Origin of the sequence: Janthinobacterium sp. PSRC1-1 (assembly GCF_049897525.1) — a bacterium.
In the GTDB taxonomy this organism is placed as follows: Bacteria; Pseudomonadota; Gammaproteobacteria; order Burkholderiales; family Burkholderiaceae_D; genus Janthinobacterium; species Janthinobacterium tructae.
On sequence record NZ_JAFCWK010000004.1, the window covers coordinates 330,965 to 356,026 of the forward strand.

Below are 25,062 nucleotides of genomic sequence, written 5' to 3' on the forward strand. Positions count from 1 at the left end.
TACGCCAATGCCCGTGCCGGCGCCAGTGCTGCCGGGGCATGGCATCGGCTGGTGTGTGGGACTTGCACAACAATGAGCGATTTGCAAACAGACTCGACTTAGAATGCAGTCTGTTCACGACTCCCCGATGGAATGCGCCATGCCGGTCCTCGTCCGCTTGCTTGCCTTGTGCCTGACCTTGTTTGCTCCCTTGCCCGGCCTGTGCGCCGCCGCGCCCTTCGACGACAAGTTCCGCCAGCTGGAAGAATTGCTGCCCACGCCGAATGCCTACCGCACGGCGTCCGGCGCGCCGGGCCACGCCTACTGGCAGCAGCGCGCCGATTACGTGATCCGCGCCACCTTGGACGAAGCGCGCCGCGAAATCACGGCCAGCGAGCAGATCACCTATCACAACCGCTCGCCGGACAGCCTCGCGTATCTGTGGCTGCAGCTGGACCAGAATGGCTTGCGCCAGGATGCCGACCAGCGCCGCGTCCTGAGCGCGCCGTCGCGCCAGGCCTGGCTCAGCGGCATCGAAGAGGAAGCGCTGAAATTCGAAGACTTGCGCGCCCTCCATGCGGGCCGCGAATTCGACGGCGGCTTCAAGCTCACCGCCGTGAAAGCGGCCAGCGGCAAGCCGCTGCCGCATGTGGTCAACCAGACCATGCTGCGCATCGATTTGCCGGTGGCGCTGGCGCCCGGCCAGAGCATCAGCTTTGGCATCGACTGGTCGTATCAGATTAATGACCAGAAGGTGCTGGTCGAGCGCTCCGGCTATGAATATTTTGAAGATGACAAGAACACGATTTTCCAGATCGCGCAGTGGTTTCCGCGCATGGCCGCGTATTACGACGCCGTTGGCTGGCAACACAAGCAATTCCTCGGCTCCGGCGAATTCACGCTGGAATTCGGCGACTACGAACTGTATCTGACGGTGCCGGGCGACCATGTGGTGGCCGCCACGGGCGAGCTGCAAAATCCTGCGGCCGTGTTGAGCGCGGCGCAGCGCGAGCGCCTGGCGCGGGCGAAAAACAGCAATACGCCGCTGCTGGTGATCACGCCCGCCGAAGCGCTGGCGGCGGAAAAGGGCCGCGCGGCGGGGATGAAAACCTGGCACTTCAAGGCGGCCAATGTGCGCGACGTGGCGTGGGCGTCGAGCCGCAAGTTCATCTGGGATGCGCAGGGGCTGGACAGCGGCGGCAAGCGCGTGATGGCCATGTCTTACTATCCGAATGAGGGCAACCCGCTGTGGCAGCAGTACAGCACGCGCGCCGTCGTGCACGCGATCGAGCAGTACAACAAGTACAGTTTCGACTACCCATATCCGAATGCGATTTCCGTCAATGGCGCCGTGGGCGGCATGGAGTATCCGATGATTGCCTTCAATGGCGGGCGCCCCGTGAAGGACAAGAAGACGGGTGAACTCACGTATTCGAAGACGGCAAAATATGACCTGATCGGCGTGATCATCCACGAAGTGGGACACAATTATTTTCCCATGATCGTCAACTCGGACGAGCGCCAGTGGACGTGGATGGACGAGGGCCTCAATTCCTTCCTGCAGTACCTGGCCGAGCAGGCGTGGGAAGAGCATTTCCCGTCCTGGAATGGCGAGCCGCGCAAGATCGTCGACTACATGCGCAGCCAGAACCAGGTGCCCATCATGACCAATTCCGAGTCCTTGCTGCAGTTTTCGGCGAACGCCTACGACAAGCCGGCCACGGCGCTCAACATCCTGCGTGAGACCATCCTCGGGCGCGAACTGTTCGACTTCGCCTTCAAACAGTACGCCGTGCGCTGGAAGTTCAAGCGCCCGACGCCGGCCGACTTTTTCCGCAGCATGGAAGACGCTTCCGGCACGGACCTGGACTGGTTCTGGCGCGGCTGGTTCTATACCACCGACGCGGTCGACATCAGCATCGACGGCATCAGCGAATATGGCGTGAGCACGAAAAATCCGGAAGTCGAGAAAGCGTGGAAGCGGGCGCAGAAGGCGGCGCAGCCGATTTCGATCTCGGAGCAGCGCAACAAGGCGCTGCCGAAGAAGGTGGAGCTGGACCCCGCGCTGCAGGACTTCTATAACCGCCACGATGACTTCACGGTCACCAACAAGGACCGCAACAGCTATGCGGAAGAGCAGGAAACGCTGGAGCCGTGGGAGAGAAAGCTGCTGGAACAGCGCAACATGGGCAAGCATCTGTACCTGGTCGATTTTTCGAATCTGGGTGGCCTGGTGATGCCGCTGATCCTGGAAATCGAACTTAAAAGCGGCAAGAAGATTATCGAGCGCGTGCCGGCCGAAGTGTGGCGCTATGCGCCGCACAAGATCAGCAAGGTCATCGTCACGGACGAGCCGATGGTGGGGCTGGTGCAGGACCCGTACTGGGAGACGGCCGACATCGACACCAGCAACAACGCCTGGCCGAGAAAAATCACGCCGTCGCGCCTGGAGCTGTTCAAGCAGGATCGCGACAAGAACAACCTGATGAAGGATTTCAATACGCCGCCGAAAACGCCCGAGGCCAAGCCCGAAGTCCGGCCAGACACGAAATAGGAAAACAGCGCCGGCCAGTCCGGCGCTTTTTTCTGCCGGCCTGCGCCGGAAGTGCTATTCTGCGCGACGCCCCGGCGCACACGGACCGGGGCTTTCGCAAATCATTCAAAAGACGACCATGCAAACTTTGACCTTCCTGCGCGCGCTGGGCTGTGCGCTACTTTGCCAGGTGACCCTGGCAGCGCACGCCGATCCCCTCAGCTACGCGCGCTACGACCAGGTGCGCACGCGCGACCTGCAGCTGGACCTGAAAGCCGATTTCAAGCAAAAGACGCTGTCCGGCTATGCCGAGCTGTCCTTGAACTGGATCGACCCGGCGGCACGCACCCTGGTGCTCGATACGCGCGATCTGTCGATCGCGAAAGTGCAGGTACAGGACAAGCGCGGCGCATGGCAGATGGCGCCGTACCAGCTGGACAAGGCCGACCCGGAAAAAGGCCAGGCGCTGCGCATCACCACCACGGGCCAGCCGGGCAAGGTGCGCGTCTACTACCACACGGCGCCGAACGCCATCGCGCTGCAGTGGCTCACGCCGCAGCAGACCATGTCGGGCAAGCTGCCTTTCATGTTCAGCCAGTCGCAAAGCATCAATGCCCGCTCGTGGGTGCCGTCGCAGGATACGCCAGCCGTGCGCTTTACCTACAGCGCGCGCATCGATGCGCCAGCGGGCATGCGCGTTGTGATGAGCGCCGAGAATGATGACAAGGCGACGGGCAAGGGCGGCTGGAAATTCAGGATGCCGCAGCCGATTCCCTCGTACCTGCTGGCCATCGCCATCGGCGAACTGGAAGTGCGCAAGCTCGGCCCCCGCTCCGCCGTGTATGCCGAACCGCCGCGCATCAAGGCGGCCGAATACGAGCTGGCCGACACGGAAAAGATGATCCAGGCGGCCGAAGCGCTGTACGGGCCGTATGGCTGGGGGCGCTACGACATGATCGTGCTGCCGCCATCGTTCCCCTACGGCGGCATGGAAAACCCGCGCCTGACCTTCCTCACGCCGACCATGATCGCGGGCGACCGCAGCCTGGTCGACCTGATCGCGCATGAACTGGCCCACTCGTGGTCGGGCAACCTGGTCACCAACGCCTCGTGGAAGCACATGTGGCTCAACGAAGGCTTTACCACCTACGTCACCACGCGCATCGTCGAGCAGCTGTACGGCAGCGACGTGGCGCAGATGGGCGTGCAGGTCGACCAGGAAGAACTGGCCGCCTCGATCAAGACATTGCCAGCGGCGAAAACGGCGCTGATCACGCGCGATGCCGATGCCAATCCTGCGGAAACGTATACGGACGATGGCATCATCTACCCGAAAGGCGCCTGGTTCCTGGCCACCATGGAACGCCGTGCCGGCCGTGCCGTGTTCGATCCTTTCCTGCGCGGCTGGTTCGACCAGCACGCGTTCCAGAGCGTGACGACGGAGCAGTTCATCGCCTACCTGCGCAAGAACCTGCTGGCGCAGCATCCGGACGTGATGCCGGAAGCGGAACTCGATGAATGGCTGTATGGCACCGGCGTGCCGGCCAGCGCGCAGCGCGTCGTCTCGCCGCGCCTGGCGCTGCTCGACCAGCACCGCGACGCCTGGCTCAAGGGCGAGCTGTCCACCAAAGACCTGGGCATGGACAAGTGGATCGCCATCGAATCGATGCACTTCCTGAACGACATCAACAACAAGGCCAGCGCGGCGCAATTGCGTGAGCTGGACCAGGTCTACGGCGTGGGCAAGAGCGGCAATAATGAAGTCGCTTACCGCTTCTACCTGGCCTCCGTGAATGCCGGCTACGACGTGCGCCAGCCCTTGCAGGCATTCCTGCTGAGCGTGGGCCGCCAGAAGTTCGTCGTGCCCCTGTACAGCGCCTTGATGAAGACGCCGCAGGGCCACGCCTGGGCCAAGGACGTGTATGCGCAGGCGCGCGAACGCTATCACCCGGTGACGCAGGAAAGCGTCGATAAATTGATGGCCGCGCAAGCGCATTGAACCTTATTTGGACATCCTGACCATGCATACCATGAACCGCCTCGCCGCCGCCATCGTGCTGGCGTTTTCCAGCATCGCCGTGCCGGCGCTGGCCTTTGATGCCGCCCCCGTCGTTGCCGCTGCACCGGCGCCCGCGCCGGCCTTCGATCTTGAGCGCGACGTCGCCACCGCCCTGAAAGTGTTCGACGTGCCCGGCATGGCGATCGCCATCGTCAAGGATGGCAAGGTCGTCACCGCCAGGGGCTTTGGCGTACGCAAGCTGGGCGAACCGGCTGCCGTCGATGCGCAGACCTTGTTTGAAGTGGCATCGAACTCGAAGGGTTTCACGGCTGCCGCGCTGGCCATGCTGGTCGACGATGGCAAGCTGGCCTGGGACGATCCCGTCACCAAGCATTTGCCCGGCTTCCAGATGCACGATTCCTACGTGACGGGCGCCATGACCATCCGCGACCTGCTGACGCACCGCAGTGGCCTGGGCCTGGGTGCCGGCGACTTGCTGTGGTGGCCCACCACCACGTTTTCCACCGACGAGATCATCGAGAAGCTGCGCTACATCCGTCCGGCCACGAGTTTTCGCAACAGCTATGCCTACGATAACCTGCTGTACATCGTGGCCGGCAAGATCATCGCCGACAAGGCGGGCAAGAGCTGGGGCGAGGCCATGCATGAACGCATCCTGGCGCCGCTGGGCATGACGGGTACGACCACCAGTCTGGCGGAAAACGTGGGTAATCCCGACGTCGCCAATGCGCACAGCAAGATCGACGGCAAGATCGCCGCCGTCAAATCCATGCCCGTGCCGAACGCCGTGGGCGCCGTCGGCATCAACACGAATGCGGAAGATATCGCCAAGTGGATGATGGTGCTGCTCGACGAAGGCAAGATCGCCGGCGTGAAAGACAAGGATGGCAAGGACGCGCGCCTGTTCAGCGAAAAGCAGGGCCGTGAAATGTGGACGGCGCAAACGCCGATCAAGATTGCCGAGCCTAAACCGCCGCTGGCCGCCACCAAACCGAACTTCAGCGCGTATGGCCTGGGCTTTCAGCTGCGCGACTACAAGGGCATGAAAGTGGCCATGCACGGCGGCGCGCTGCAGGGCTTTTATTCGCGCGTGGTGATGGTGCCGGAAGCGAAACTGGGTGTGGCCATACTCACCAATGCGGAAAATGGCGGCTCCATGACGGCGCTGCAATGGCGCATCCTCGACCATTACCTGCAGGCCGCGCCGTCGGACTGGCTGGCGCTGGTGGCCAAGGTGGAGCAGGACCAGCATGCCGAGGAAGTGAAAAAGCAGGGCAAGGCGTCGAGCGCGCGCGCGGCCAAATCGCAGCCATCGCTGCCGCTGGCCGCGTATGACGGCGAGTATGAGGACGCCTGGTATGGCAAGGTCGTCATCAAGCCGGAAGGCAAAAAACACATCCTCAGCTTCACGCGCACGCCGGACCTGACGGGTGAGCTGGAACACTGGCAGCACGATACCTTCATCGTGCGCTGGAAGGAGCGCAATTTCAACGCCGACGCCTACGTGACGTTCTCGCTCAATCCCGATGGCAGCATCGACAGGGTCAAAATGGCGCCCGTGTCGGCCGAGACGGATTTCAGTTACGACTTCCAGGACCTGAGCCTGGTGCCGGTAAAGCCGAAGGAAGGCAAGAAGTAAAGCAGGAATCAGAAGGCCACCGTGAGGTGGCCTTCTGCACATTATGGTTTGACGAACTTCAAGGTCATGCGGTCGCTCTCGCCGATGGCCGTGTATTTGGCCCGCTCGACATCCTTGTTGGCGTAGGTCGGCGGCAACGCCCAGACGCCGCCCTGGTGGTCGGCATGGTCTTTCGGATTGGCGTTGATCTCCGACTTGGCCGCCAGCCTGAAACCTGCGCCTTCGGCCAGCTTGATCACATACGCTTCGTGCATGTAGCCGCTGCTGGCCGTGGCATCTTGCGCCTTGCTGGCCGGCAGGCGGTGCTCGACGACGCCGAACACGCCGCCCGGTTTCAGGCTGTCATACACTTCCTTGAACAAGGTCTGCATGCCTGCTTCGCCGATGGGTATCCAGTTGTGGATATTGCGGAAGGTGAGCACCATGTCGGCCGTGCCCTTGGGCGCGATGCGATAGGTGGTGGGCGGTGCGAAGGCGCCCAGTTCCACCTTGCCGAAAGCGGCAGGATTGGCGTCGAGTTTTTGCTGGAAGCGCGCCGCGCCACGGCGTGCGCCTTCGCTGCTTGACTGCGGATCGTTGCCGGCGGCGATCAGTTTGCCGTTGTCGCGCAGGTAGGGCGCCAGGATTTCCGTGTACCAGCCGCCGCCGGGCGCCAGTTCCACCACCGTCATGCCCGGCTTGATGCCGAAGAACGTCAGCGTTTCATACGGGTGGCGGGCGCTGTCGCGCAGCGCGTTGGCCGGCGTGCGCGCACTGCCGGCAATGGCCGCCTTCAGGGCCGCGTCGCTGCTGTCGGCAGCCAGCGCTGCGCCGCTGCCGCCGCAGGCCAGCATGACCGTCAGGGCCGCGGCCAGGGATACTCGCTTCATCATCATCTGCTCCATTCATGAGTGGGTCGATTGGTGGCGATCGCCATCAACGCCGATCATCGGGCAAGCACGCTGGCCGGTCAAGCGGATTCCGTACTCCATGCGGCGGCATACGCGGGCAGCGCACTGGTGTTGAGGGCATCGGCGATGGCCGCGCCACGACCGTGCGTAAAAGGCAGTTCGCCCGTCCAGACGACGTGTGCCATGTCGCCCGCGTCGTCGAGCGGGCCACCCTTGCGCTGCTTGACGGCGCATTCGTCGAGCGCGATGCGCAGCACGGTGGTGGCCGCGTATTCCTTGGCGCTGCCGCCGCGCACGTGCGCCAGGCGTCCCGGCGCCAGCTTTTCCATCAGCGCATCCATGGCCGCATGCTGCTGGCCGATGTCGCTCACTTTTTCAAACCGTCCGTACACCATCGCCGAGCGGTAGTTCATGGTGTGATTGAAGGCCGAGCGTGCCAGCACCAGGCCGTCGAGATGGGTGATGGTCACGCACACGTCGGTGTCGTTGACGAGCTGCTTGAGCATGCGGCTGCCGTTCGAGCCATGGATGTACAGGTGGCCGTCGATGCGCCAGCAGGCGGTCGGGATGCAATGGCTTCCGTGCTCGTCGCGGAAGGCGATATGGCACAGGTAGGCGGCGTCGACGATGGCGTACAGGGTGGCTTGCTCGTAGCTGGCCAGTTCGGCGACGCGGCGCACGCGGGTACGGGGAGTGGGAGGCAGGGCGACAGCGGTCATGGCGAAAATCCGGTTGGTTGAAGAAGCAGGCCGCACTATAATCGGCATCTGGCCCTGAAAAAAGATCCAGAAGTGAGAAATAATTTGGAGCCATAAGGGGAGTCGCATGGATTATGCATTGCTGCTGAACGCTTTCGAACGCACGCACCGCGAGCGGGGCTGGCCGCGCCAGCGCCTGCTGCATGAATGCCTGCGCGCGGCGATCCGCGGCGGCCAGCTGGCGCCGGGCACGCGGCTGGCCGCCACGCGCGTGCTGGCGGCCGAACTGGGGCTGGCGCGCAATACCGTGCTGTACGCCTACGAGCAGCTGGCCAGCGAAGGGTTTGTCTTGCCGGACCGGCGCGGCACCGTGGTCGCCGGCAACGTCGGCCAGCCGGTGGTGGCGCCGCCGGCCGGCGGCAAGGATGGCTTGTCGCGCCGCGCACAACATTTGCGCGGCGTGGCGGGACAGGACAGGAATGCGACGGTGGTGTTTCCCGCCGACGCGATGGGGGCGTTCGCACCTGGCGTACCGGCGCTGGACGAATTCCCGCTGGCGCAGTGGCGGCGCATGCTGGACCGCGCGTGGCGCGCGCTGACGCCGCGCCAGCTCAATTACGGCGACCCTGCCGGCGAGCCGCAGCTGCGCATGGCCATCGCCGACCATTTGCGCGCCGCGCGCGGCGTCGTCTGCGATGCCGGCCAGGTGTTCATCACGGACGGCACGCAGAGCAGCCTCGATGTGTGCCTGCGCGCCTTTGCCGACCAGGGCGACACCTTGTGGATCGAGCACCCCGGCTATGGCGGCGCGCTGGCGGCGGGGCGTGGCGCCGGGCTGCAGGTGACGGGCATTGCCGTCGATATGGATGGCATCGCGCCGACGGACGACGACTGGAACGCGGCGCCGCCGCGCCTGATCTACACCACGCCGTCGCACCAGTATCCGACCGGCAGCGTGCTCAGTCCCGCGCGCCGCATGGCGCTGCTCGAACGTGCCCGCGCCGCCGGCGCCCTGATCATCGAAGATGATTACGACAGCGAATTTCGCCATGGCGGCCCGCCCCTGGCGGCCATGCAGGGACTGGTGGCCGACGCGCCCGTCGTGTATCTGGGTACCTTCAGCAAGACCATGTTTCCGGCCTTGCGGCTGGCCTTTATTGTCGTGCCGGCAGGGCTGGCAGGGGCCTTCGCGCAGATGCAGGCGCAGGGCGCCACACGGGGGCGCGTGGCCGAACAGCTGGCGCTGGCCGAGTTCCTGCGCAGCGGCCTGTTTGCGCGCCACGTGCGTCGCATGCGCCGTCTGTATTGCCAGCGCCGCGACGCCTTGAGCGAGGCATTGCAGCGCCATGCGTGTGCGGGCGCGGTCATCCATGGCGGCACGGCCGGCATGCATCTGGCGCTGCGTTTTCAAGACGTCCGGTGGGATGACCTGGCGTTGAGCCGCCGCGCCGCGCAGGACGGCATCGTGGCGCTGGCGTTGTCTGCGCACGGCACGGGCGAGGGCGCCGCCTGGAACGGTTTCCTGCTCGGTTATGCGCAGGTGCCGGCCGAAAACATGGACGGCCTGGCGCGCCGCCTGGGCGCGCTGCTGCCGGCGTGATGCGGCGCTACGGCCTTACTGCTGGTCCTGCATCCACTGCTTCAAGCCGTTGACCCAGTTCTTGGCGGGCAGGTTGAATTGCTTCTTGATGGTGGCGGCGCGTTCGTATAAATCGCTGAAGTCGAGCGATGGCGATTTTTTGAAGGCCAGCACGACGATGTTTTCATCTTCCGTTTCCGGCACCCAGACGACGGCATCGAAGACCAGTTCCATCGCCTGCAAGTTCTTGTCGTAGTTGGGAAAGTCGCCGAAGACATTCGTGCACATGATGCCGTCGTCTGCCAGGCAGTCGAAGCAGGCCTGGTAGAACTCGGGCGTGTCGAGCACGGGGCCGCGCGCGTCTTCGTCGTACAGGTCCACTTGCAGCGCATCGACCGTGCCATGGTTGACGGGGTCGAGCACGAAGTCGAGCGCATTCATTTCACGCACGTCGAGGCGCGCATCGTTCGGCGGCAGCGAAAACTGGGCGCCGCAGATGGCGATCACGTTCGGATTGAGTTCGATGGCCGTGACCGTGGCGTCGGGGAAGCGGCGGTAGCTGAATTTGGTCAGCGCGGCGCTGCCCAGTCCCAGCTGCACGATGCGTTTGGGCTGCGTCTTGAACAGCATCCACATCATCATCATCTGCACGTATTCGAGCTCGATGGCATCGGGTTTGTCCAGGCGCATGGCGCCCTGCACCCACTTGGTCCCCAGGTGCAGGTAGCGGATGCCGCGGTGTTCGGTGGTGGTGGCCGGCGGGTGGCCCGGGTGGCTGAAGGCGGTATGGCTGGTGGAGGTAAAGTTGGTCGTCATGGCGTCAGTGTAGCAGCCACGTGAAAAAAACCGCCGCAGCGCCTTGTGGGTGGGGAGCGCAAGATCGCTTGCGGCGCCGTGCCAGGAAGCCCAATAGCCCTCGGCCGGCCAGCAGCATGGCATACGTTTCCGGCTCGGCAACCGGAACCAGGTTCAGAAGGGAAGAATCAATGTCACCGCCAGTCCGCCGCCTTCGCGGTTGGCCAGGGTGATGCGTCCGCCATGCGCTTCGGCGATCTCGCGCGCCAGGGCCAGGCCCAGTCCCGTACCGCTGCGTTTGGTGGAGTAAAACGGCACCAGCGCGTTTTCCAGCACGGCGCCATTCATGCCCGGCCCCCGGTCGCGCACTTCGATGCGCAGCTGCCCATGCGCCTGGCTGACGTGCAGGCCGATATGCTGGAGCTTGGAGCCGGACTCCAGCGCATTCTTGAGCAGGTTCAGCAGCGCCTGCTGCATTTGCGCCGCATCGAACACGGCTGCCTGCGCCGGCGGCGGGCCGTCGAGCGTGAAGGCCGCTTGCGAAGCCAGGCTGTCGAGGAAGGGTTGCCACTCGCATGGCGCCAGGCGCGGCGCGGGCAGCTTGGCAAAGCGCGCATAGCCGAGGATGAAGGTTTCCAGGTGGCGCGTGCGCTCTTCGATGGTGGCGAGGATCTGCGGCAGGCGTTCGGTCTGGCCGCGGCGTACCAGCTCGGCGCCGGAATGAGCCAGCGAGGCCAGTGGCGCCAGTGAGTTGTTGAGCTCATGGCTGATGACGCGGATCACTTTTTTCCAGGTCTGCACTTCCTGGCGCCGCAGTTCCAGGGTCAGCTGGCGCAGCAGCAGCAGTTCATGCTTGCGCCCGTTCAGGCTGAAGCTGCGCCGCGCCAGGTGATACACCTCTTCCTGTTCCCCTTCGCCGCTGGTAAACAAGCCGTCGTTGCGGCGCGCGAGCGCCTCGGCCAGGGCTGGCGCCGCCTCGCGCACGATGTCGGCCAGGTGATGCCCTTCGAGCCGGCGGCCGTGGTGCAGCAGCTGGCGCGCGGCCAGGTTGGCGTAGACGATGGCGCTGCCCTCGGCCACCAGCAGCATGGCCACCGGCGTGTTTTGCACCATGGTGTCGAGCAGCAGTTCGCGCTGCACCAGGTCCAGGCGCTGCTTGCGCAGCACGTCGCCGAGCGCATTGTGGGCCGCCACCAGGTCGGCCAGTTCATCGTTCTGCTGCCAGCGCAAGCTGAAGCCGAAGTCGCCATCCTGGTAGCTGGCGACCGTGCCGCTCAAGGCGCGAAACAGCGACAGCATCGATTGCAGCTGCGCGCGGATGGTAATGACGGCCACCGGCAGCACGCATAGCAGGGTAGCGGCCAGCACCAGCAGCGGCTGGCCTGGCAAGAAATGCGCGAGCAGCAGGGCGATGACGATGCCCAGCACCAGCAAGGTGACGATCAGCGCCGTCCAGCGCGTGAGCAGGGAGAGGCGCATGGGACGCAATGCCATCAGCCGCGCGCGATGCCCAGGCGTTCCATGCGCCGGTACAGTGCCTGGCGCGACAGCCCCAGTTCCTGCGCCGCCTGCGCCACCACGCCGTGTGCGCGCGTGAGCGCCGCGGCGACGCTGTCGCGGTCCGGCTCCGTCGCGGCGCCATCCTGCGGCGCGCGCGGTGACGCGACATCCGCCAGCGGCAAGCCCGTTTCCTGCGCACCGATCACCGGGCCGGGCGTCAGCAGGCTGGCGCGCTGCATCACGTTTTTCAGTTCGCGCACATTGCCCGGCCAGCCGTGCGCCAGCAGGGTCGCCTGCGCCTGCGCGTCCAGGGTTTTTTCGCTGCCCAGGAAATGCCGCGCCAGTACCAGGATGTCCAGCGGGCGCTGCGCCAGCGGCGGCAGGCGCAGTTCGATCACGTTCAAGCGGTAGAACAGGTCTTCGCGAAACGTGCCGGCCTTGATCATCGCCGGCAGGTCGGCGTTGCTGGCGCTGATGACGCGCACCTTCACTTGCCGCTCGCGGTTTGAGCCGAGGCGCTCGAAGCGTCCCGTTTCCAGTACGCGCAGCAGTTTCATTTGTCCGGCCAGCGGCAGGTTGCCGATTTCGTCGAGGAACAGCGTGCCGCCGTCGGCCGCGTCGAACTTGCCGTCGCGCGCGCGCGTGATGCCGGTATAGGCGCCCGCCTCGGCGCCGAACAGTTCCGCCTCGATCAGCTCGACCGGCACGGCGCCGCAATTGAGCACCACGAAGGGACCGCTGGCGACCTGCGAATTGGCTTGCACGATGGCGGCGATGCGTTCCTTGCCGCTGCCGTTCGGCCCCGAAATGAGCACGGGCACGTCGGCACGCGCCACCTGGCACGCCAGGTGCACGACTCTTTCGGTGGCCGGGTCTTGCCACACCATGCCGCGCAAGTCGAAGTCGTGTTCCAGGGCGTGGCGCTGGCGCCGCTCGGCCACCACGCGCTGGCGCAGCGCGCGGTTGGCCTGCCCCAGTTCCAGCAGGTTCTGCACGGAAGCGATCAGGCGCCGGTCATCCCATGGCTTGGCCAGGTAGTCGGCCGCGCCGGACTTGATCAGGTCGACGGCCGCGTCGAGCTGGGTCCATGCCGTCAGCAGGATCACGGGCAGGTCCGGGTAGCGCGCGCGGATGGCGTGGAACAGCGCGCTGCCTTCCTCGCCCGAGGTGGTGTCGGCCGTGAAGTTCATGTCCTGCACCACCAGGTCGATGGCGTGCCGTTCCAGCAGTTGCAGGCCTTCCTCGGGCGAGGCGGCGCGCACGGCGTCGATCTCGTGCAGGGAGAACAGCACGTCGAGCGCGATCGCCACGGCGGCATTGTCGTCAATAATCAGTACGGTAGGCATGCGCGCAGCATATCACTCAGGTGCCGACTCAGGTACTGCGGGTGGCAGTGGCCGGCGAAATGCTGGCCGCGCGCCAGGCCGGGCCGTACACGGCGCCCAGGCCCAGTAGCCAGAAGACGGCCGCGCCACCAAGCAGGTAGGGCAGGGGCAGGCGCGCCATTTCCAGCTGGCTTACCAGCAGCTGGTTCAAGCCCAGGGCCAGCACCACGCCGGCCGCCACGCCGACGCTGGTAATCATGAAATTCTCCGTCAAAAAATAGCGCAGGATGTCGACGCGGCGGGCACCGAGCGCACGCCGCACGCCGATCTGCTTCCTGCGCTGCGTCACCCACAGGCTGGCAATGCCGACGATGCCGCTGGCGGTCACCAGCAGCAGCAGGGCCGAGACGGTGATCAGCATCCACGACATCGCGCGGTCGGCACGGTAGCGCGTGTCGCGGTCTTCATCGAGCGTGCGCAGGCGCAGGATCAGCTTGTCCGGCGTGGCTGCGCGGATGGCCTGCTCGGCTTCTTTCATCACGCGGTCGCGCTGACCCGCTTCGGCACGGATGGTCAGCAGGGTATCGCCGTCGCCCGTCAGGCGTACGGGAAACAGCACCGAATACTCTCCCTTGTCACCCACTTCCGCACCCTGGCTCTGCAGCCGCTCGACGACGCCGACGACTTGTAATTGCTGCGCTCCTTCGCCGGTACCCAGGAAGAGCGGCATGCCCAGCGCACTGCCGCCACCAGGGTGGATTTTCTCGGCCATCGCCCGCGTGACGATGACTTGCGGGGGGAATTCTTCCGTCACGTTCTGGTCGATTTCGACGATCTCGGCTGGCGTGAAGTCGCGTCCTTCCAGCAGCTTCAGCCCCCAGGTCTTGATCAGGGAATCGGGCGTGATATACACGGCGGCAACGGCGGAACTATTTTCCTGTTTGCGGCTGGCGGCGAAGCCGCTGTTGCTGCCATTGCGCGACAACGGCACCTGGCTCACCTGCGCTACCGAGACGACGCCCGGCACGGCGCGCGCGGCCGCGGCCAGGCGCTTTTGCAGCGCGAGTTCTTCGTTGTGACCCAGCGGGCGCAGGTTGCGCGCCAGCAGGTGGAAGACGTCGCCTTCCGCCGCCACGCCGCTGGGTCGCGCCGCCACTTCCTGGCGCACGTTGACGATATGCAGGGCATTGGCCAGGATGGCCAGGCTCAGGGCTACTTGCACGGCGACCAGGATGGCGCCGGTTTTGCTGCGCATCAGCGCAGACAGGATGGGTCGGATTTCCATGGTGATCCTATTCGTGTGCGGTCGATTCTGTCATTGGGATTTGAGCTGGATGGCCGGCGTCACCTGGCAGGCGCGCCAGGTCGGCAGCAGGCCCGCCAGGATCGCTGCGGCCACCGAGATGACGAAGGTCATGGCCAGCATCACCCAGTCCATGTGCGCGGCGACGGTCAGCTGCTTCGACTGCATGCCGATCAGTGCCAGCGCACCGAAGGACAGCAACAGTCCCAAAATGCCGCCGGCCAGACCGATGACGGTGGTCTCGACGAGGAACTGGCGGAAGATATCGCTGCGCGAGGCACCCAGTGCGCGGCGGATGCCCACCTCGGCGGCGCGTACCGAGAACTTGGCCAGTAGCAGGCCGATGGTGTTGACCAGGCACAGGGCCAGAAAACCGAAGGCCAGCCAGGCCGACAGCTTGTTGTCATTGCCCACCACGCGCAGGTGCACCAGCCATTCATCGATGCTGAACAAGCGGTTGGGCGCAGCGCGTTTCAGACGGCCCAGCTTGCGCTGCTCCTGCGCATAGCTGTCGAGGTAGTTTTGCAGTTCGCCGCGCTGGCCGTCGTTGGCCATCTCGAACCAGAACTGCATCCACGTGCATTCCGAATCGAGCGTGCCCTGGTAGCCCGGCTCCCGGTTGCCGCTGCAGTTCATGCTGCCGTTATGGCTGGTCTGGTGGCGGATTGCGCTGGTAAACGGGATGAAGTAGCTGTCCTCGCTGCCAAAGGCGCCGCTGCCGATGATGCGATGGATGCGCGGCACGGGTTCCCATGTATCGAGCACGCCCGTGATCTGGTATTGGAAGCCCATGAGCGTCATGCGCTGGCCCACAGGATTGCTGTCGCCGTACAGCTTTTCTGCCAGCTTGCGCGACAGGACGATGACGTCGGCACCGGCGGCATCGTCGGCCTCGCTCCATGGCTGGCCATGCAGGAAGGGCGTTTCGAACATGGGAAAGAAATCGCGGTAGGCGGCCAGGCCTTGCGACGTGAAGGCGCCGATGTCCTTGCGCTGCGGCTCGATGGCACCGCCCACGCCGAACATGACGCTGCGCCGCTCGCCCAGTTTGCTGTTCTGGAAATTGACCGCGTCGCGGTAGCTGAGCTGTTTGTCGCCCGATGTATTTCCCGGCGTATAGCCGGAGAGAGAGCCATTGTCGACCAGCGGCACGAACATGCGGCCATTCTTGTGCGGCAGGGGATTGCCCGACATGACATGCAGGATGGTCAGGGTAGAGATGCTGGCGGCCACGCCGATGGCCAGTGTCATCACCATCAGTGCCGTCAGGGCAGGGTTGCGGCGCAGGCTGCGCAGGCCGAGCAGAAAGTAGTACTGGAACATGGGCGATCCTCAGACAGTGGCGGCGTTGCTGCCGGCCTTGGCCTGGCTGCTGGCCAGCGATGGCCCCTTGTGCACCAGGTCCGACACCTGGCCGTCGATGATGTGCACATTGCGCTGGCTGCGCAGCGCCAGTTCCGGATCGTGCGTGACCATCAGGATGGTGGTGCCTTGCGCGTTGATGTCTTCCAGCAGTTCCATCACACCGCGCGCCATTTGCGTGTCCAGGTTCCCTGTCGGCTCATCGGCCAGCAGCAGCTTGGGCGAGCCGGCCAGCGCGCGCGCGATCGCCACGCGCTGCTGCTGGCCGCCCGACAGTTCGGCCGGATAGTGTTTCATGCGCGAGGCCAGTCCCACCTTGGCCAGCGCGTCCTCGATGCGCTCCTTGCGCTCGGCGCGGTTGAAGCCCCGGTAGCGCAGCGGCACGTCGACATTGTCGAACAGCGACAGGTCGGGGATCAGATTAAAACCCTGGAAGATGAAGCCGAGTTTTTCATTGCGCAGGCGCGAGCGGGCATTGTCGTCCATGCCCCGGACATTGACGCCGTCGAGGATGTATTCGCCGTCGGTGAATTCTTCCAGCAGGCCAGCGATGTTCAGAAAGCTCGTCTTGCCCGAGCCGGACGGTCCCGTGACGGTGACGAATTCACCTTGTTGCACATGGATGTCGAAGCCGCGCAGCGCGTGGGTTTCGATCATGTGGGTGCGATAGACTTTGTTCAGATTTTGCATGCGCAGCATGGTGGACCTCTTGATGGAATGGAGTGGGTGCAGCTGACTAATTGAGGGAAACGCGGGCCGCGTTCTCGAACGCTTCCGTGCCGGCGACGACCACCTTGTCGCCCAGCTTCAGGCCGTCGAGGATTTCCACGGCCGACACGCTGGTGGCACCCAGCTTGATCGGCGTGCGGATCGCCACGCCGTCGCGCACGACGTAGGCGAAACGGCCGCCTTCGGCTTCGACGAAGGAGCCGCGCGCCAGCATCAGCACATTTGGTTTTTCATCGATCAGCAGGCGCGCCGTGACGCGCTGGTTCTGGCGCAGGCCGGCCGGTTGCGCGCCGTCGAAACGCACGCGCGCCAGCACCTGGTTTTTGACCACTTCGGGCGACAGCGCCGAGAGTTTGCCGGTCGCCTTGATGGCACCCGTTTCGATCTCGGCGCGCATGCCCAGGCCGATATCGGCGACATACGTTTCCGGCACTTCCAGCTCCACTTCCAGCTGCGACAGGTCGACCAGGGTCATCAGGGCGGTATTGGCTTGCACCACGCTGCGGTTGGCCACCGACAGGGTGCCGATGAAGCCATTCACGGGGGCCCGCACGGTCAGCTCGTCGACCCGGCGCTGGGCATTGTCGCGGCTCAGGCGCTGGCGTTCCAGCTCATTCGCCTTGGTTTTCAAGGCCAGGGTCACGTCTTCGCTTTCCAGGCCCGCCGCCTGCGAAGCGTGCTTGCTGCGGATGTCGGCAGAATTCAAGGCATCCTTGGCCTTCTGGTAATCGATCTTGGCGATGATGCCCACCTGCGCCACGCTTTCATAGCGTTCCAGCGTACGCTGCGCGGACAGGCGTTCGATTTCCGCCGTATCGGCTTCGCGGCGCGCCAGCAGCTTCTGTTTCTTTGCCAGGATCTGCTGGCGCGCCACCTCGGCTTCCAGTTGCTGCACGCTCGATTGTTCGCGCTTCAATGCGTCGGACAGGTCAGGCGATTCCAGCACGGCCAGGATGTCGCCCTTGTTCACCGTGTCGCCGGCCTTGGCCTTCAATGTCACGGTCGCTACCGTGGTCGAGTACAGGGTGGGACTGATGGCGGCCACCACGCGGCCGTTCACGGCGGCGTCGCGAATCAGGGTGCCGCGCGTGACGTCGGCGATGCGCAGGCGGCTGCTGTTGACGGAGTGCTCGCTGTTGCGCCAGCCGGCAACGGCAGCGATGGCCGCGCCGATGACGATGACGGTGCCGGCCAGCAGCAGGGCGCGTCGCTTGTGGCGCTGGCCGGGTGGGGCGGACAGCACGGCATCTTGGGAGGAGGTATCGCGGATCATGGTCAGGTCTCGTGAAGGATGCCTTTTCCAATGCAGGATTCGTGCCAGTGATCAAGTCGTTGATTTGAATGGACATTTTTCTTGGTGTCCGGCTGTCCGCCGTGTCCGCGCTGTCCCGGCGGTGTCCGCGTGCGCGGCAGTGTCGCGGCGTGTGCGCATGGATCTTGATATTCTGGCAATCGACCTGATCTGCGGCCCATGCAGTGATGGCGCGCGGCGCCATGCTGGCCCCCTTCCTGGAGCATGATGCCTGTCTCGTCGCCCAAGCCTTCCCCGTTTGCCAGTTTGAAACACTGGCTGCGCCAGTTTGCCAGCCTGCCCGAGCCGGCGGAACTCGATTATCCATTTTCCGCCAGCGACATCGCCATGCTGCAGCGGATCGAGGGTGGCTTGCCCCAGCTCGATAGCCAGACGTGGGATGAAATGCTGCTCGACGCCTACCATGCGCAACTGGCCACGCAGACCAGCATTCTTGGCCAGCAGCGATTGCACCAGCGCCTGGCCAGCGGCATGGCGGGCGCCGCCTCGCGGGCGCGCATCGCGGCCTTGCTGGCTTCGCCGGCACAGCAGGCGGTGCTCGAGCAAGCCATGCAGCCGCTGCGCACGGCAGACATGGAAGTGGCGGCGCTGCTGTGCGGCGCAGCGCCGCCAGCACCACCGTGGTGGAGCCGCTGGCTGCTGCTGCCGACCCTGGCGCTGCTGGCGTCGCTGCTGGCCGCGTGGCTGTTTGCGCCGCTGGCATGGGCCTTCGCGGTGCCCGTCTGGCTCTTGCTGATGGCCTTGCAGATGCGTTTTTACGACCGCTGCAAACCGTGGGAGCGCAGCGTCTTTACCTTGCAGCAGATACTGCTGGTGCATGGCCGCCTGGGCGCGCTCGATACGGCGTTCACGGCGGACCTGCGAGAAGGTGGGCGGGCTGCCGGCGTGATCAACCGCCAGATCACGCCAGTACGCTGGATCAAGATGATTCCCCTGCTGAGCGAATATGACGACTGGCTCATGCTGGGCAATATCCGGCGCTACTTTCACAGCCTGCGCGTGGTGCGGCGCGAACGCGCCTTCTTGCGCCAGAGTTTCCTGCTGCTGGCCGACCTGGAGGCGGACCTGGCCCTGGCGCGCCACCTGCGCGCTCGCGCGCAGTTTTGCTGGGCGCAGGAAGCCGATGCGCGGCAGTTGTCGCTCGATGCCATGGTGCATCCGCTGCTGGACGGCGCCGTGCCGCTGTCGCTGCAGCTCGCTGGCCGCGGCGCCTTCATCTCGGGCCAGAATGCCATCGGCAAGAGTACCCTGCTGCGTGGCGTGGGTCTCAATCTGATCAGTGCGCGCGCCTTCGGCTTTTGCTATGCGCAGGCGGCCCAGGTGCCCATGCTGCCGCTGTATTCGAGCATGCAGAATGAAGACTCGCTCGATGGCGGCGAAAGTCTCTATATCGCCGAGCTGCGGCGCGCGCGCGAATTGCTGGCGCTGGCCGAAGCGGGCGCGCCGGCCTTGTTCCTGATCGACGAAATTTTCCGCGGCACCAACCACCTCGAATCGGTGGCGGCCGCGGCCGCCGTGCTGCATTCCCTGGCCGCGCGCCACCTGGTGATCGTCTCGTCGCACAACCTGGTGCTGGGGCCGCTGCTGGAAGACTGCCTGGCGCCGTGGTGCGTGCGCCGCGATGACGCCGGCGCGCTGCAGCTGGCGCCCGGCGTGCTGCAAGCCACCAATGGCATCGCCCTGCTGGCGCAGCGCGGTTTTGACGCCGGCATCGCGGACAAGGCGGGGCGCGTCTTTGACTGGCTCAGCACGCACATGGCGCAACCGGCCGATTGCGGCGGCGTCCTCGAACGGGCCTGATGGCCGCCCTTACTTGTCCTGCTTTTCCGGCGTGCTCTTGTCGATCACTTCGCGGCAATCGCCACGGATGATGGCGTTGTCGTAGTTGGTCCAGCCATAGCTGTCGACGTAGCGCTTGTGCTGCTTGAAGCGGGGGCTGGCGATGCTCCACTCGGGCTGTTCGCCGGCGAAGCGGATGTCGCCCAGGTCGAGCAGCGTGTGGAACATGTTTTCCGTCGACAGGCGCGCCTTCTGATGGCGCTGCAGCTGCGTCACCTTGTCCGGATAGTGCTGCTGGAATTGCGGCGAATACCAGACGAAGGCGGGCACGTGGAATTCGAATTGCGTGTTGTGGCCATGGAAGGCCAGGCGGCAGGTGCCGTCGTACAGGGTCTGGCCATGATCGGCCACGTAGACGAGCGAGCTGCGCAGGGCGGTGCGCTGGCCATCGTCCTTCAGCATGCCGATCACGTTCGACAGGAACCAGTCCGTGTACAGGATGGAGCTGTCGTAGCTGTTATTGAGCTGCGGCTTGATGGCCGTGTCCGTGTAGACGGGCTTGTCGACGCCGAACAGCGACGGTTGCCACTTGTCGAATTGCTTGGGGTAGCGCTGGCTGTAGTTCCAGTGGCTGCCCAGCGTGTGCAGCACGATGAGTTTTTTCGGCGCCGGGTCGGCCAGCGCATTCCTGAACGGGTCGAACAGGATCTGGTCGAAGTTCGAATTGTTGGTAAAGCCACCCAGGTTCAAAAATTGCACCACGTCCGCTTCCTTGGCAAACACGGACACGGGCGTGTCGAACTGGCCGAAGGAAATCTGGTTCGACAGCCAGTACGTCTTGAAGCCTGCTTCCTTGTAGGCGGTGAGGAAGGATTTTTCCGAGAAGCCATCCTTGAGGCTTTGCGTGGCCGGCTTGCGCGAGATGATGACGGGCACGGACAGGCGCGTGGCGGAAACGGCCGTGATGACGTCGGCCAGCGGCACCAGGTTGCTTTCCTGTTTCAGCAGGGGATTGGTGTCGCGTTCGTAGCCGTTCAGGCTCCAGCGGTCGTAGCGCGACGATTCGCCGATCACCATCACCACCACTTCCGGATGGGCATCGGGCTGTTGCTGGTGCGCGCCGAAACGGAAGCTGCTGCTTTTCTGTCCCAATTCGGCCAGGTACTTGCGCTCCTTGTAGAAATCGAAGCCGCGCGCGGCCAGGCCGAAGGGCCAGGAATTGCTGACGGTGTCGAACGCGTACGGCAGGCGCGCCCAGTGGGGCAGGCTGGGCCAGCCCAGGCCCGTCTCGTCGGCGCCGGCGATGCTGGCGTTCTCCGGCTTGCTGCTTTCCTCGTCTTCCTCGGCCGTCTCGTCGTCGGCCGAGCTGGCGTCGCCGAAGCCGGAGGCGCCCGCCTTGCCGCTGGCCGCCGGATGGCTGGCCTTGGCCGACGTGCCATGCAGCACCTTGGCCTCGTAACCGAATTCGTGGCCATACCACCAGAAGCCGCCCAGCAGGAGCAGCAGCACGAAGGCGGCCGGGCGCGTCTTGCCGCGCCAGTCCAGCTCGCGCGTGCGCGTGGCGGCAAACCAGCCCAGCGCGCACCAGGCGATCACGCCCAGCATGACGGCGCCCATCAGCCACACTTTTTGCCCGAGGAATTCCATCGCTTCCTTGGGGCTGGTTTCGAAGATGATGCCCAGGTGGTGCGTGGAAATACCCTGGCCATAGAAGATGAACAGGTAGATTTCCGTCGGCAGGGCCAGGAAGGCGGGCACCAGCAGCCAGTGGAAGTACGCTGGGCGCTTGAACACGCTCCAGACGGCCAGCCAGGCCAGCAGCTCGAAGCTGAGCATCTGCCAGGGATGCTCGGGCGCACGCCCCAGCAGCGCGGGGACGAAGGGCACGGCCGTCAGCAAAGCATACGTCAGGAGCAGGAACAGAGTGGCAGGGCGAAGCAAGAAGCGCATAAGGGTGGGCGGGAGGGCAGCGAAAAATGTCCGCTATTATCAATCCTTTTGTTGTCTTGCGGTCGTACAAGAATGCGCGTGCCAGATGCTTGGTTGCAGAGAAAGAGTGCCAAATCATCAAGCACCGCGAGGTGCCGGCGTCTGCGCGCCGCAGCCAAAGATTAGTCAAAATGCCACAAAACCGCCTCTTTTTTGCCTTTTTTTATAGCAAAAAGCGGTAAACTGATTGACCCCCTGTAACACAAGGTCTAAACTAGCGAGTTCTCGATTTTATTCTGCTCATCGTTTACGCATTACTTGGCATTTCATGGCCGCTCCTTATCGAGTGGCTGCGGGCGCCTCCGGTGCGCAGTAGATGGAAGCGGGACGAGGTTTTAGTCGCCGGGCATCTTGCCCGGGTTATTAATCGTAGTTTTTTGTTGGATTTATAACGATGCCAACCATCAATCAATTGATTCGCAATCCACGCGTCGCTTTGACCGTGAAGAGCAAATCGCCGGCGCTGGAAAACAGCCCGCAAAAACGTGGCGTTTGCACACGTGTTTACACCACGACTCCAAAGAAGCCTAACTCGGCTCTGCGTAAAGTCGCTAAAGTTCGCCTGACCAATGGTTTCGAAGTCATTTCGTACATTGGCGGTGAAGGCCATAACCTGCAAGAGCATAGTGTTGTGCTGTTGCGCGGCGGCCGCGTCAAGGATTTGCCGGGTGTGCGTTACCACATGGTTCGCGGTGCTCTGGATACCCAAGGCGTTAAAGACCGTAAGCAATCGCGTTCGAAGTACGGTACCAAGCGCGCTAAAGCAGGCAAGAAGTAATAAGTTGTACGCAGCAAACCCAAGTTTCGCTCAGTGGCAACTAGCTAAGTGAATGTAGTCGACCGCATCTGGTCGAGTAAGTGGAAGACTATGATGGTCGTCCGCGAGTGTGCGAAGAACGCGCGCTCAACTGAAGATTGAAAGGAATTGATATGCCACGTCGTCGTGAAGTACCCAAGCGCGAAATTTTGCCAGATCCAAAATTCGGCAACACTGATGTCGCTAAATTTGTAAACGTGCTGATGCTGTCCGGTAAGAAATCGGTTGCAGAAAACATCATCTACGGTGCTTTCGAGCACATCGCAGCAAAATCGGGCAAAGATCCGCTCGAAGTTTTTGCTACCGCAATCAACAACGCCAAGCCGCTGGTTGAGGTGAAATCCCGTCGCGTCGGTGGTGCAAACTACCAGGTGCCGGTCGAAGTTCGCCCAGTCCGTCGTATGGCTCTGTCCATGCGTTGGTTGCGTGAAGCTGCTAACAAGCGCAGCGAAAAATCGATGCCACAACGCCTCGGCGGTGAGCTGATGGAAGCGGCTGAAAGCCGCGGCGGCGCGATGAAAAAACGCGACGAAGTCCATCGTATGGCTGAAGCGAACAAAGCGTTCTCGCATTTCCGCTTCTAATATAAAGCCAGCTACCGCAAGGCGGCTGTCAAGCATCTGTTGTTCGAGGCCGGGCTCATTTTTGCAAAAAAATGCTGCTCGGTTTTGTCCATTCATTTAGGATTAATTATGGCCCGCAAGACCCCCATTGAGCGCTACCGCAATATCGGTATCTCCGCTCACATCGATGCAGGTAAGACGACCACCACCGAGCGCGTTCTGTTCTACACGGGCGTGAACCACAAGCTGGGCGAAGTCCATGATGGCGCCGCTACCACCGACTGGATGGCGCAAGAGCAAGAGCGCGGCATCACGATTACCTCGGCTGCTGTTACGTGCTTCTGGAAGGGCATGGCAAACAACTTCCCTCCGCATCACATCAACATCATCGACACCCCAGGTCACGTTGACTTCACCATTGAAGTGGAACGTTCGATGCGCGTGTTGGATGGCGCCTGCATGGTTTACTGTGCAGTCGGCGGCGTGCAGCCACAATCGGAAACGGTGTGGCGCCAGGCTAACAAGTACAAAGTGCCACGTCTGGCCTTCGTGAACAAGATGGACCGTACCGGCGCCAACTTCTTCAAGGTCTACGATCAGATGCGTTCGCGCCTGAAGGCCAACCCAGTGCCTATCCAGATGCCTATCGGCGCTGAAGACCTCTTTACCGGTGTTATCGATCTGGTCAAGATGAAAGCGGTTATCTGGGATGACGCTTCGCAAGGCATGAAGTTTGAATACGGCGACATTCCTGCGAATCTGGCTGCTGAAGCGGCCAAGTGGCGCGAAAACATGGTTGAGGCCGCTGCTGAAGCGTCCGAAGAACTGATGAACAAGTACCTGGAAGAAGGCGACCTGACGGAAGCCGAGATCAAGGCTGCTCTGCGTCAGCGTACCATCGCCAGCGAAATCGTTCCAATGCTGTGCGGTACCGCCTTTAAAAACAAGGGCGTACAAGCCATGTTGGACGCGGTCATCGAGTATCTGCCATCGCCAATCGACATTCCACCTGTCCCAGGTCTGGACGAGGACGAGCAGCCAGTTGAGCGCGCAGCCGACGACAATGAGAAATTCTCGGCATTGGCGTTCAAGATCGCAACCGATCCGTTCGTCGGTCAGCTGTGCTTCATCCGCTGCTATTCGGGCACGTTGAATTCGGGCGATTCGGTCCTGAACTCCGTGAAGCAGAAGCGTGAGCGTATTGGCCGTATCGTGCAGATGCAAGCCAATGAGCGCGAAGAAATCAAGGAAATGCGCGCTGGCGACATCGCTGCCGTCGTGGGTCTGAAAGACACCACCACTGGCGATACGCTTTGCGACGAAAAGGCAAGCGTCGTTCTGGAGCGCATGGTCTTCCCTGAGCCGGTGATTTCGCAGGCAGTCGAGCCAAAAACCAAGGCCGACCAGGAAAAAATGGGCCTGGCGCTGAACCGTCTGGCCGCAGAAGATCCATCGTTCCGCGTGCGTACCGATGAAGAATCGGGCCAGACCATCATCGCCGGTATGGGCGAGTTGCATCTGGACATCATCGTTGACCGCATGAAGCGCGAATTCAACGTTGAAGCGACCGTCGGCAAGCCACAAGTGGCTTACCGCGAAACGATCCGTAAAGTGTGCGAAGAGTCGGAAGGCAAATTCGTCAAGCAATCGGGTGGTCGTGGTCAATACGGTCACGTGGTTCTGAAGATCGAACCGCAAGAACCGGGCAAGGGCTTCGAATTCGTTGACGCGATCAAGGGCGGTACCGTTCCTCGCGAATACATCCCTGCAGTTGAAAAAGGTGTGCGCGACACGCTGACTTCGGGTGTGATGGCTGGTTATCCAGTTGTTGACGTGAAAGTCACGCTGTTCTTCGGTTCGTACCATGATGTTGACTCGAACGAAAATGCATTCCGCATGGCCGCTTCGATGGCATTCAAAGATGGCTGCCGCAAAGCATCGCCAGTCATCCTGGAGCCGATGATGGCCGTGGAAGTGGAAACGCCGGAAGACTACGCCGGTACCGTGATGGGCGATCTGTCGTCGCGTCGCGGTATGGTGCAAGGCATGGATGAAATTGCTGGTGGTGGCGGCAAGATCATCAAGGCCGAAGTGCCTCTGTCGGAAATGTTCGGTTACGCCACATCGTTGCGTTCGTCGACCCAAGGTCGTGCGACTTACACGATGGAATTCAAGCACTATGCTGAAGCACCTAAGCATGTGACTGAAGCGATCGTAAGCTCGAAAGCTAAGTAATAGAAGTTCCGGGCC

General features: G+C 63.2%; 18 protein-coding genes and 1 pseudogene. 8 read left to right on the plus strand and 11 right to left on the minus strand.

All coding sequences use genetic code 11. The features are described from left to right. Positions 1–139: 139 nt before the first annotated feature. The 3 genes from ACP7DW_RS10770 to ACP7DW_RS10780 all read left to right on the plus strand — a co-directional run bounded on the left by ACP7DW_RS10770 (position 140) and on the right by ACP7DW_RS10780 (position 6,171). Positions 140–2,533 carry a M1 family aminopeptidase gene (locus tag ACP7DW_RS10770; protein WP_426054991.1) on the plus strand — a complete coding sequence of 798 codons (2,394 nt, stop codon included), beginning with the start codon at positions 140–142 and terminating at the stop codon, positions 2,531–2,533. A 118-nt stretch (positions 2,534–2,651) separates the two neighbouring features. Further along, on the plus strand, positions 2,652–4,511 hold the full coding sequence (locus ACP7DW_RS10775; protein WP_426054990.1) for a M1 family metallopeptidase: 1,860 nt from the start codon (positions 2,652–2,654) through the stop codon (positions 4,509–4,511). Between the two features lie 22 nt (positions 4,512–4,533). Continuing rightward, positions 4,534–6,171 carry a serine hydrolase gene (locus tag ACP7DW_RS10780; RefSeq protein WP_426054989.1) on the plus strand — a complete coding sequence of 546 codons (1,638 nt, stop codon included), beginning with the start codon at positions 4,534–4,536 and terminating at the stop codon, positions 6,169–6,171. A 41-nt stretch (positions 6,172–6,212) separates the two neighbouring features. On the opposite strand, the gene ACP7DW_RS10785 is transcribed toward ACP7DW_RS10780, so the two are convergent. Beyond that, complete coding sequence (locus ACP7DW_RS10785; protein WP_426054988.1) at positions 6,213–7,040, minus strand: class I SAM-dependent methyltransferase; 828 nt, start codon at positions 7,038–7,040, stop codon at positions 6,213–6,215. Between the two features lie 80 nt (positions 7,041–7,120). Further along, positions 7,121–7,780 (minus strand): pyridoxamine 5'-phosphate oxidase family protein, encoded by a 660-nt coding sequence (locus ACP7DW_RS10790; RefSeq protein WP_426054987.1) that lies wholly within the window; start codon positions 7,778–7,780, stop codon positions 7,121–7,123. Positions 7,781–7,886: 106 nt separating this feature from the next. Here ACP7DW_RS10790 and ACP7DW_RS10795 point away from each other — a divergent pair, with 106 nt between their 5' ends. Further along, positions 7,887–9,359 carry a PLP-dependent aminotransferase family protein gene (locus ACP7DW_RS10795; protein ID WP_426054986.1) on the plus strand — a complete coding sequence of 491 codons (1,473 nt, stop codon included), beginning with the start codon at positions 7,887–7,889 and terminating at the stop codon, positions 9,357–9,359. 15 nt (positions 9,360–9,374) lie between these two features. On the opposite strand, the gene ACP7DW_RS10800 is transcribed toward ACP7DW_RS10795, so the two are convergent. The 8 genes and pseudogenes from ACP7DW_RS10800 to ACP7DW_RS10835 form a co-directional block, all read right to left on the minus strand. Continuing rightward, a complete protein-coding gene (locus ACP7DW_RS10800) occupies positions 9,375–10,154 on the minus strand; it encodes a spermidine synthase (RefSeq protein ID WP_426054985.1) in 780 nt (259 codons plus the stop codon). Positions 10,155–10,158: 4 nt separating this feature from the next. Further along, positions 10,159–10,296 (minus strand): annotated as a pseudogene (locus ACP7DW_RS10805) (PEP-CTERM sorting domain-containing protein); the annotation flags it as partial. 11 nt (positions 10,297–10,307) lie between these two features. Beyond that, positions 10,308–11,612, minus strand: coding sequence for a sensor histidine kinase (locus tag ACP7DW_RS10810; protein ID WP_426085205.1), 1,305 nt, complete (start codon positions 11,610–11,612; stop codon positions 10,308–10,310). 14 nt (positions 11,613–11,626) lie between these two features. Continuing rightward, positions 11,627–12,979: a sigma-54-dependent transcriptional regulator gene (locus tag ACP7DW_RS10815; RefSeq protein WP_426054983.1), complete on the minus strand. Its 1,353-nt coding sequence runs from the start codon at positions 12,977–12,979 to the stop codon at positions 11,627–11,629. A 28-nt stretch (positions 12,980–13,007) separates the two neighbouring features. Then, positions 13,008–14,243, minus strand: coding sequence for an ABC transporter permease (locus ACP7DW_RS10820; RefSeq protein WP_426054982.1), 1,236 nt, complete (start codon positions 14,241–14,243; stop codon positions 13,008–13,010). Positions 14,244–14,273: 30 nt separating this feature from the next. Beyond that, complete coding sequence (locus ACP7DW_RS10825) at positions 14,274–15,584, minus strand: ABC transporter permease (protein ID WP_426054981.1); 1,311 nt, start codon at positions 15,582–15,584, stop codon at positions 14,274–14,276. Positions 15,585–15,593: 9 nt separating this feature from the next. Next, positions 15,594–16,322, minus strand: a complete 729-nt coding sequence (locus tag ACP7DW_RS10830) for an ABC transporter ATP-binding protein (protein WP_426054980.1) — start codon at positions 16,320–16,322, stop codon at positions 15,594–15,596. A 37-nt stretch (positions 16,323–16,359) separates the two neighbouring features. Then, the gene (locus ACP7DW_RS10835) at positions 16,360–17,625 is read right to left on the minus strand and encodes an efflux RND transporter periplasmic adaptor subunit (protein WP_426054979.1); all 1,266 of its coding nucleotides are present in this window, start codon (positions 17,623–17,625) and stop codon (positions 16,360–16,362) included. Between the two features lie 246 nt (positions 17,626–17,871). Here ACP7DW_RS10835 and ACP7DW_RS10840 point away from each other — a divergent pair, with 246 nt between their 5' ends. Beyond that, entirely contained in the window at positions 17,872–19,464 is a 1,593-nt protein-coding gene (locus ACP7DW_RS10840) for a MutS-related protein (protein ID WP_426085149.1), read from the plus strand. 9 nt (positions 19,465–19,473) lie between these two features. Here the strand turns inward: ACP7DW_RS10840 and ACP7DW_RS10845 are convergent, their stop codons facing one another. Then, a complete protein-coding gene (locus ACP7DW_RS10845) occupies positions 19,474–21,393 on the minus strand; it encodes a phosphoethanolamine transferase (protein WP_426054977.1) in 1,920 nt (639 codons plus the stop codon). 433 nt (positions 21,394–21,826) lie between these two features. On the opposite strand from ACP7DW_RS10845, the gene rpsL reads away from it, so the two are divergent. The 3 genes from rpsL (at position 21,827) to fusA (ending at position 25,047) form a co-directional block, all read left to right on the plus strand. After that, entirely contained in the window at positions 21,827–22,210 is a 384-nt protein-coding gene (rpsL, locus tag ACP7DW_RS10850; protein ID WP_010394376.1) for a 30S ribosomal protein S12, read from the plus strand. 152 nt (positions 22,211–22,362) lie between these two features. Then, positions 22,363–22,833: a 30S ribosomal protein S7 gene (gene rpsG, locus ACP7DW_RS10855; protein ID WP_010394377.1), complete on the plus strand. Its 471-nt coding sequence runs from the start codon at positions 22,363–22,365 to the stop codon at positions 22,831–22,833. Between the two features lie 108 nt (positions 22,834–22,941). Then, positions 22,942–25,047 carry an elongation factor G gene (gene fusA / locus ACP7DW_RS10860; protein ID WP_071079773.1) on the plus strand — a complete coding sequence of 702 codons (2,106 nt, stop codon included), beginning with the start codon at positions 22,942–22,944 and terminating at the stop codon, positions 25,045–25,047. Positions 25,048–25,062 lie beyond the last annotated feature (15 nt).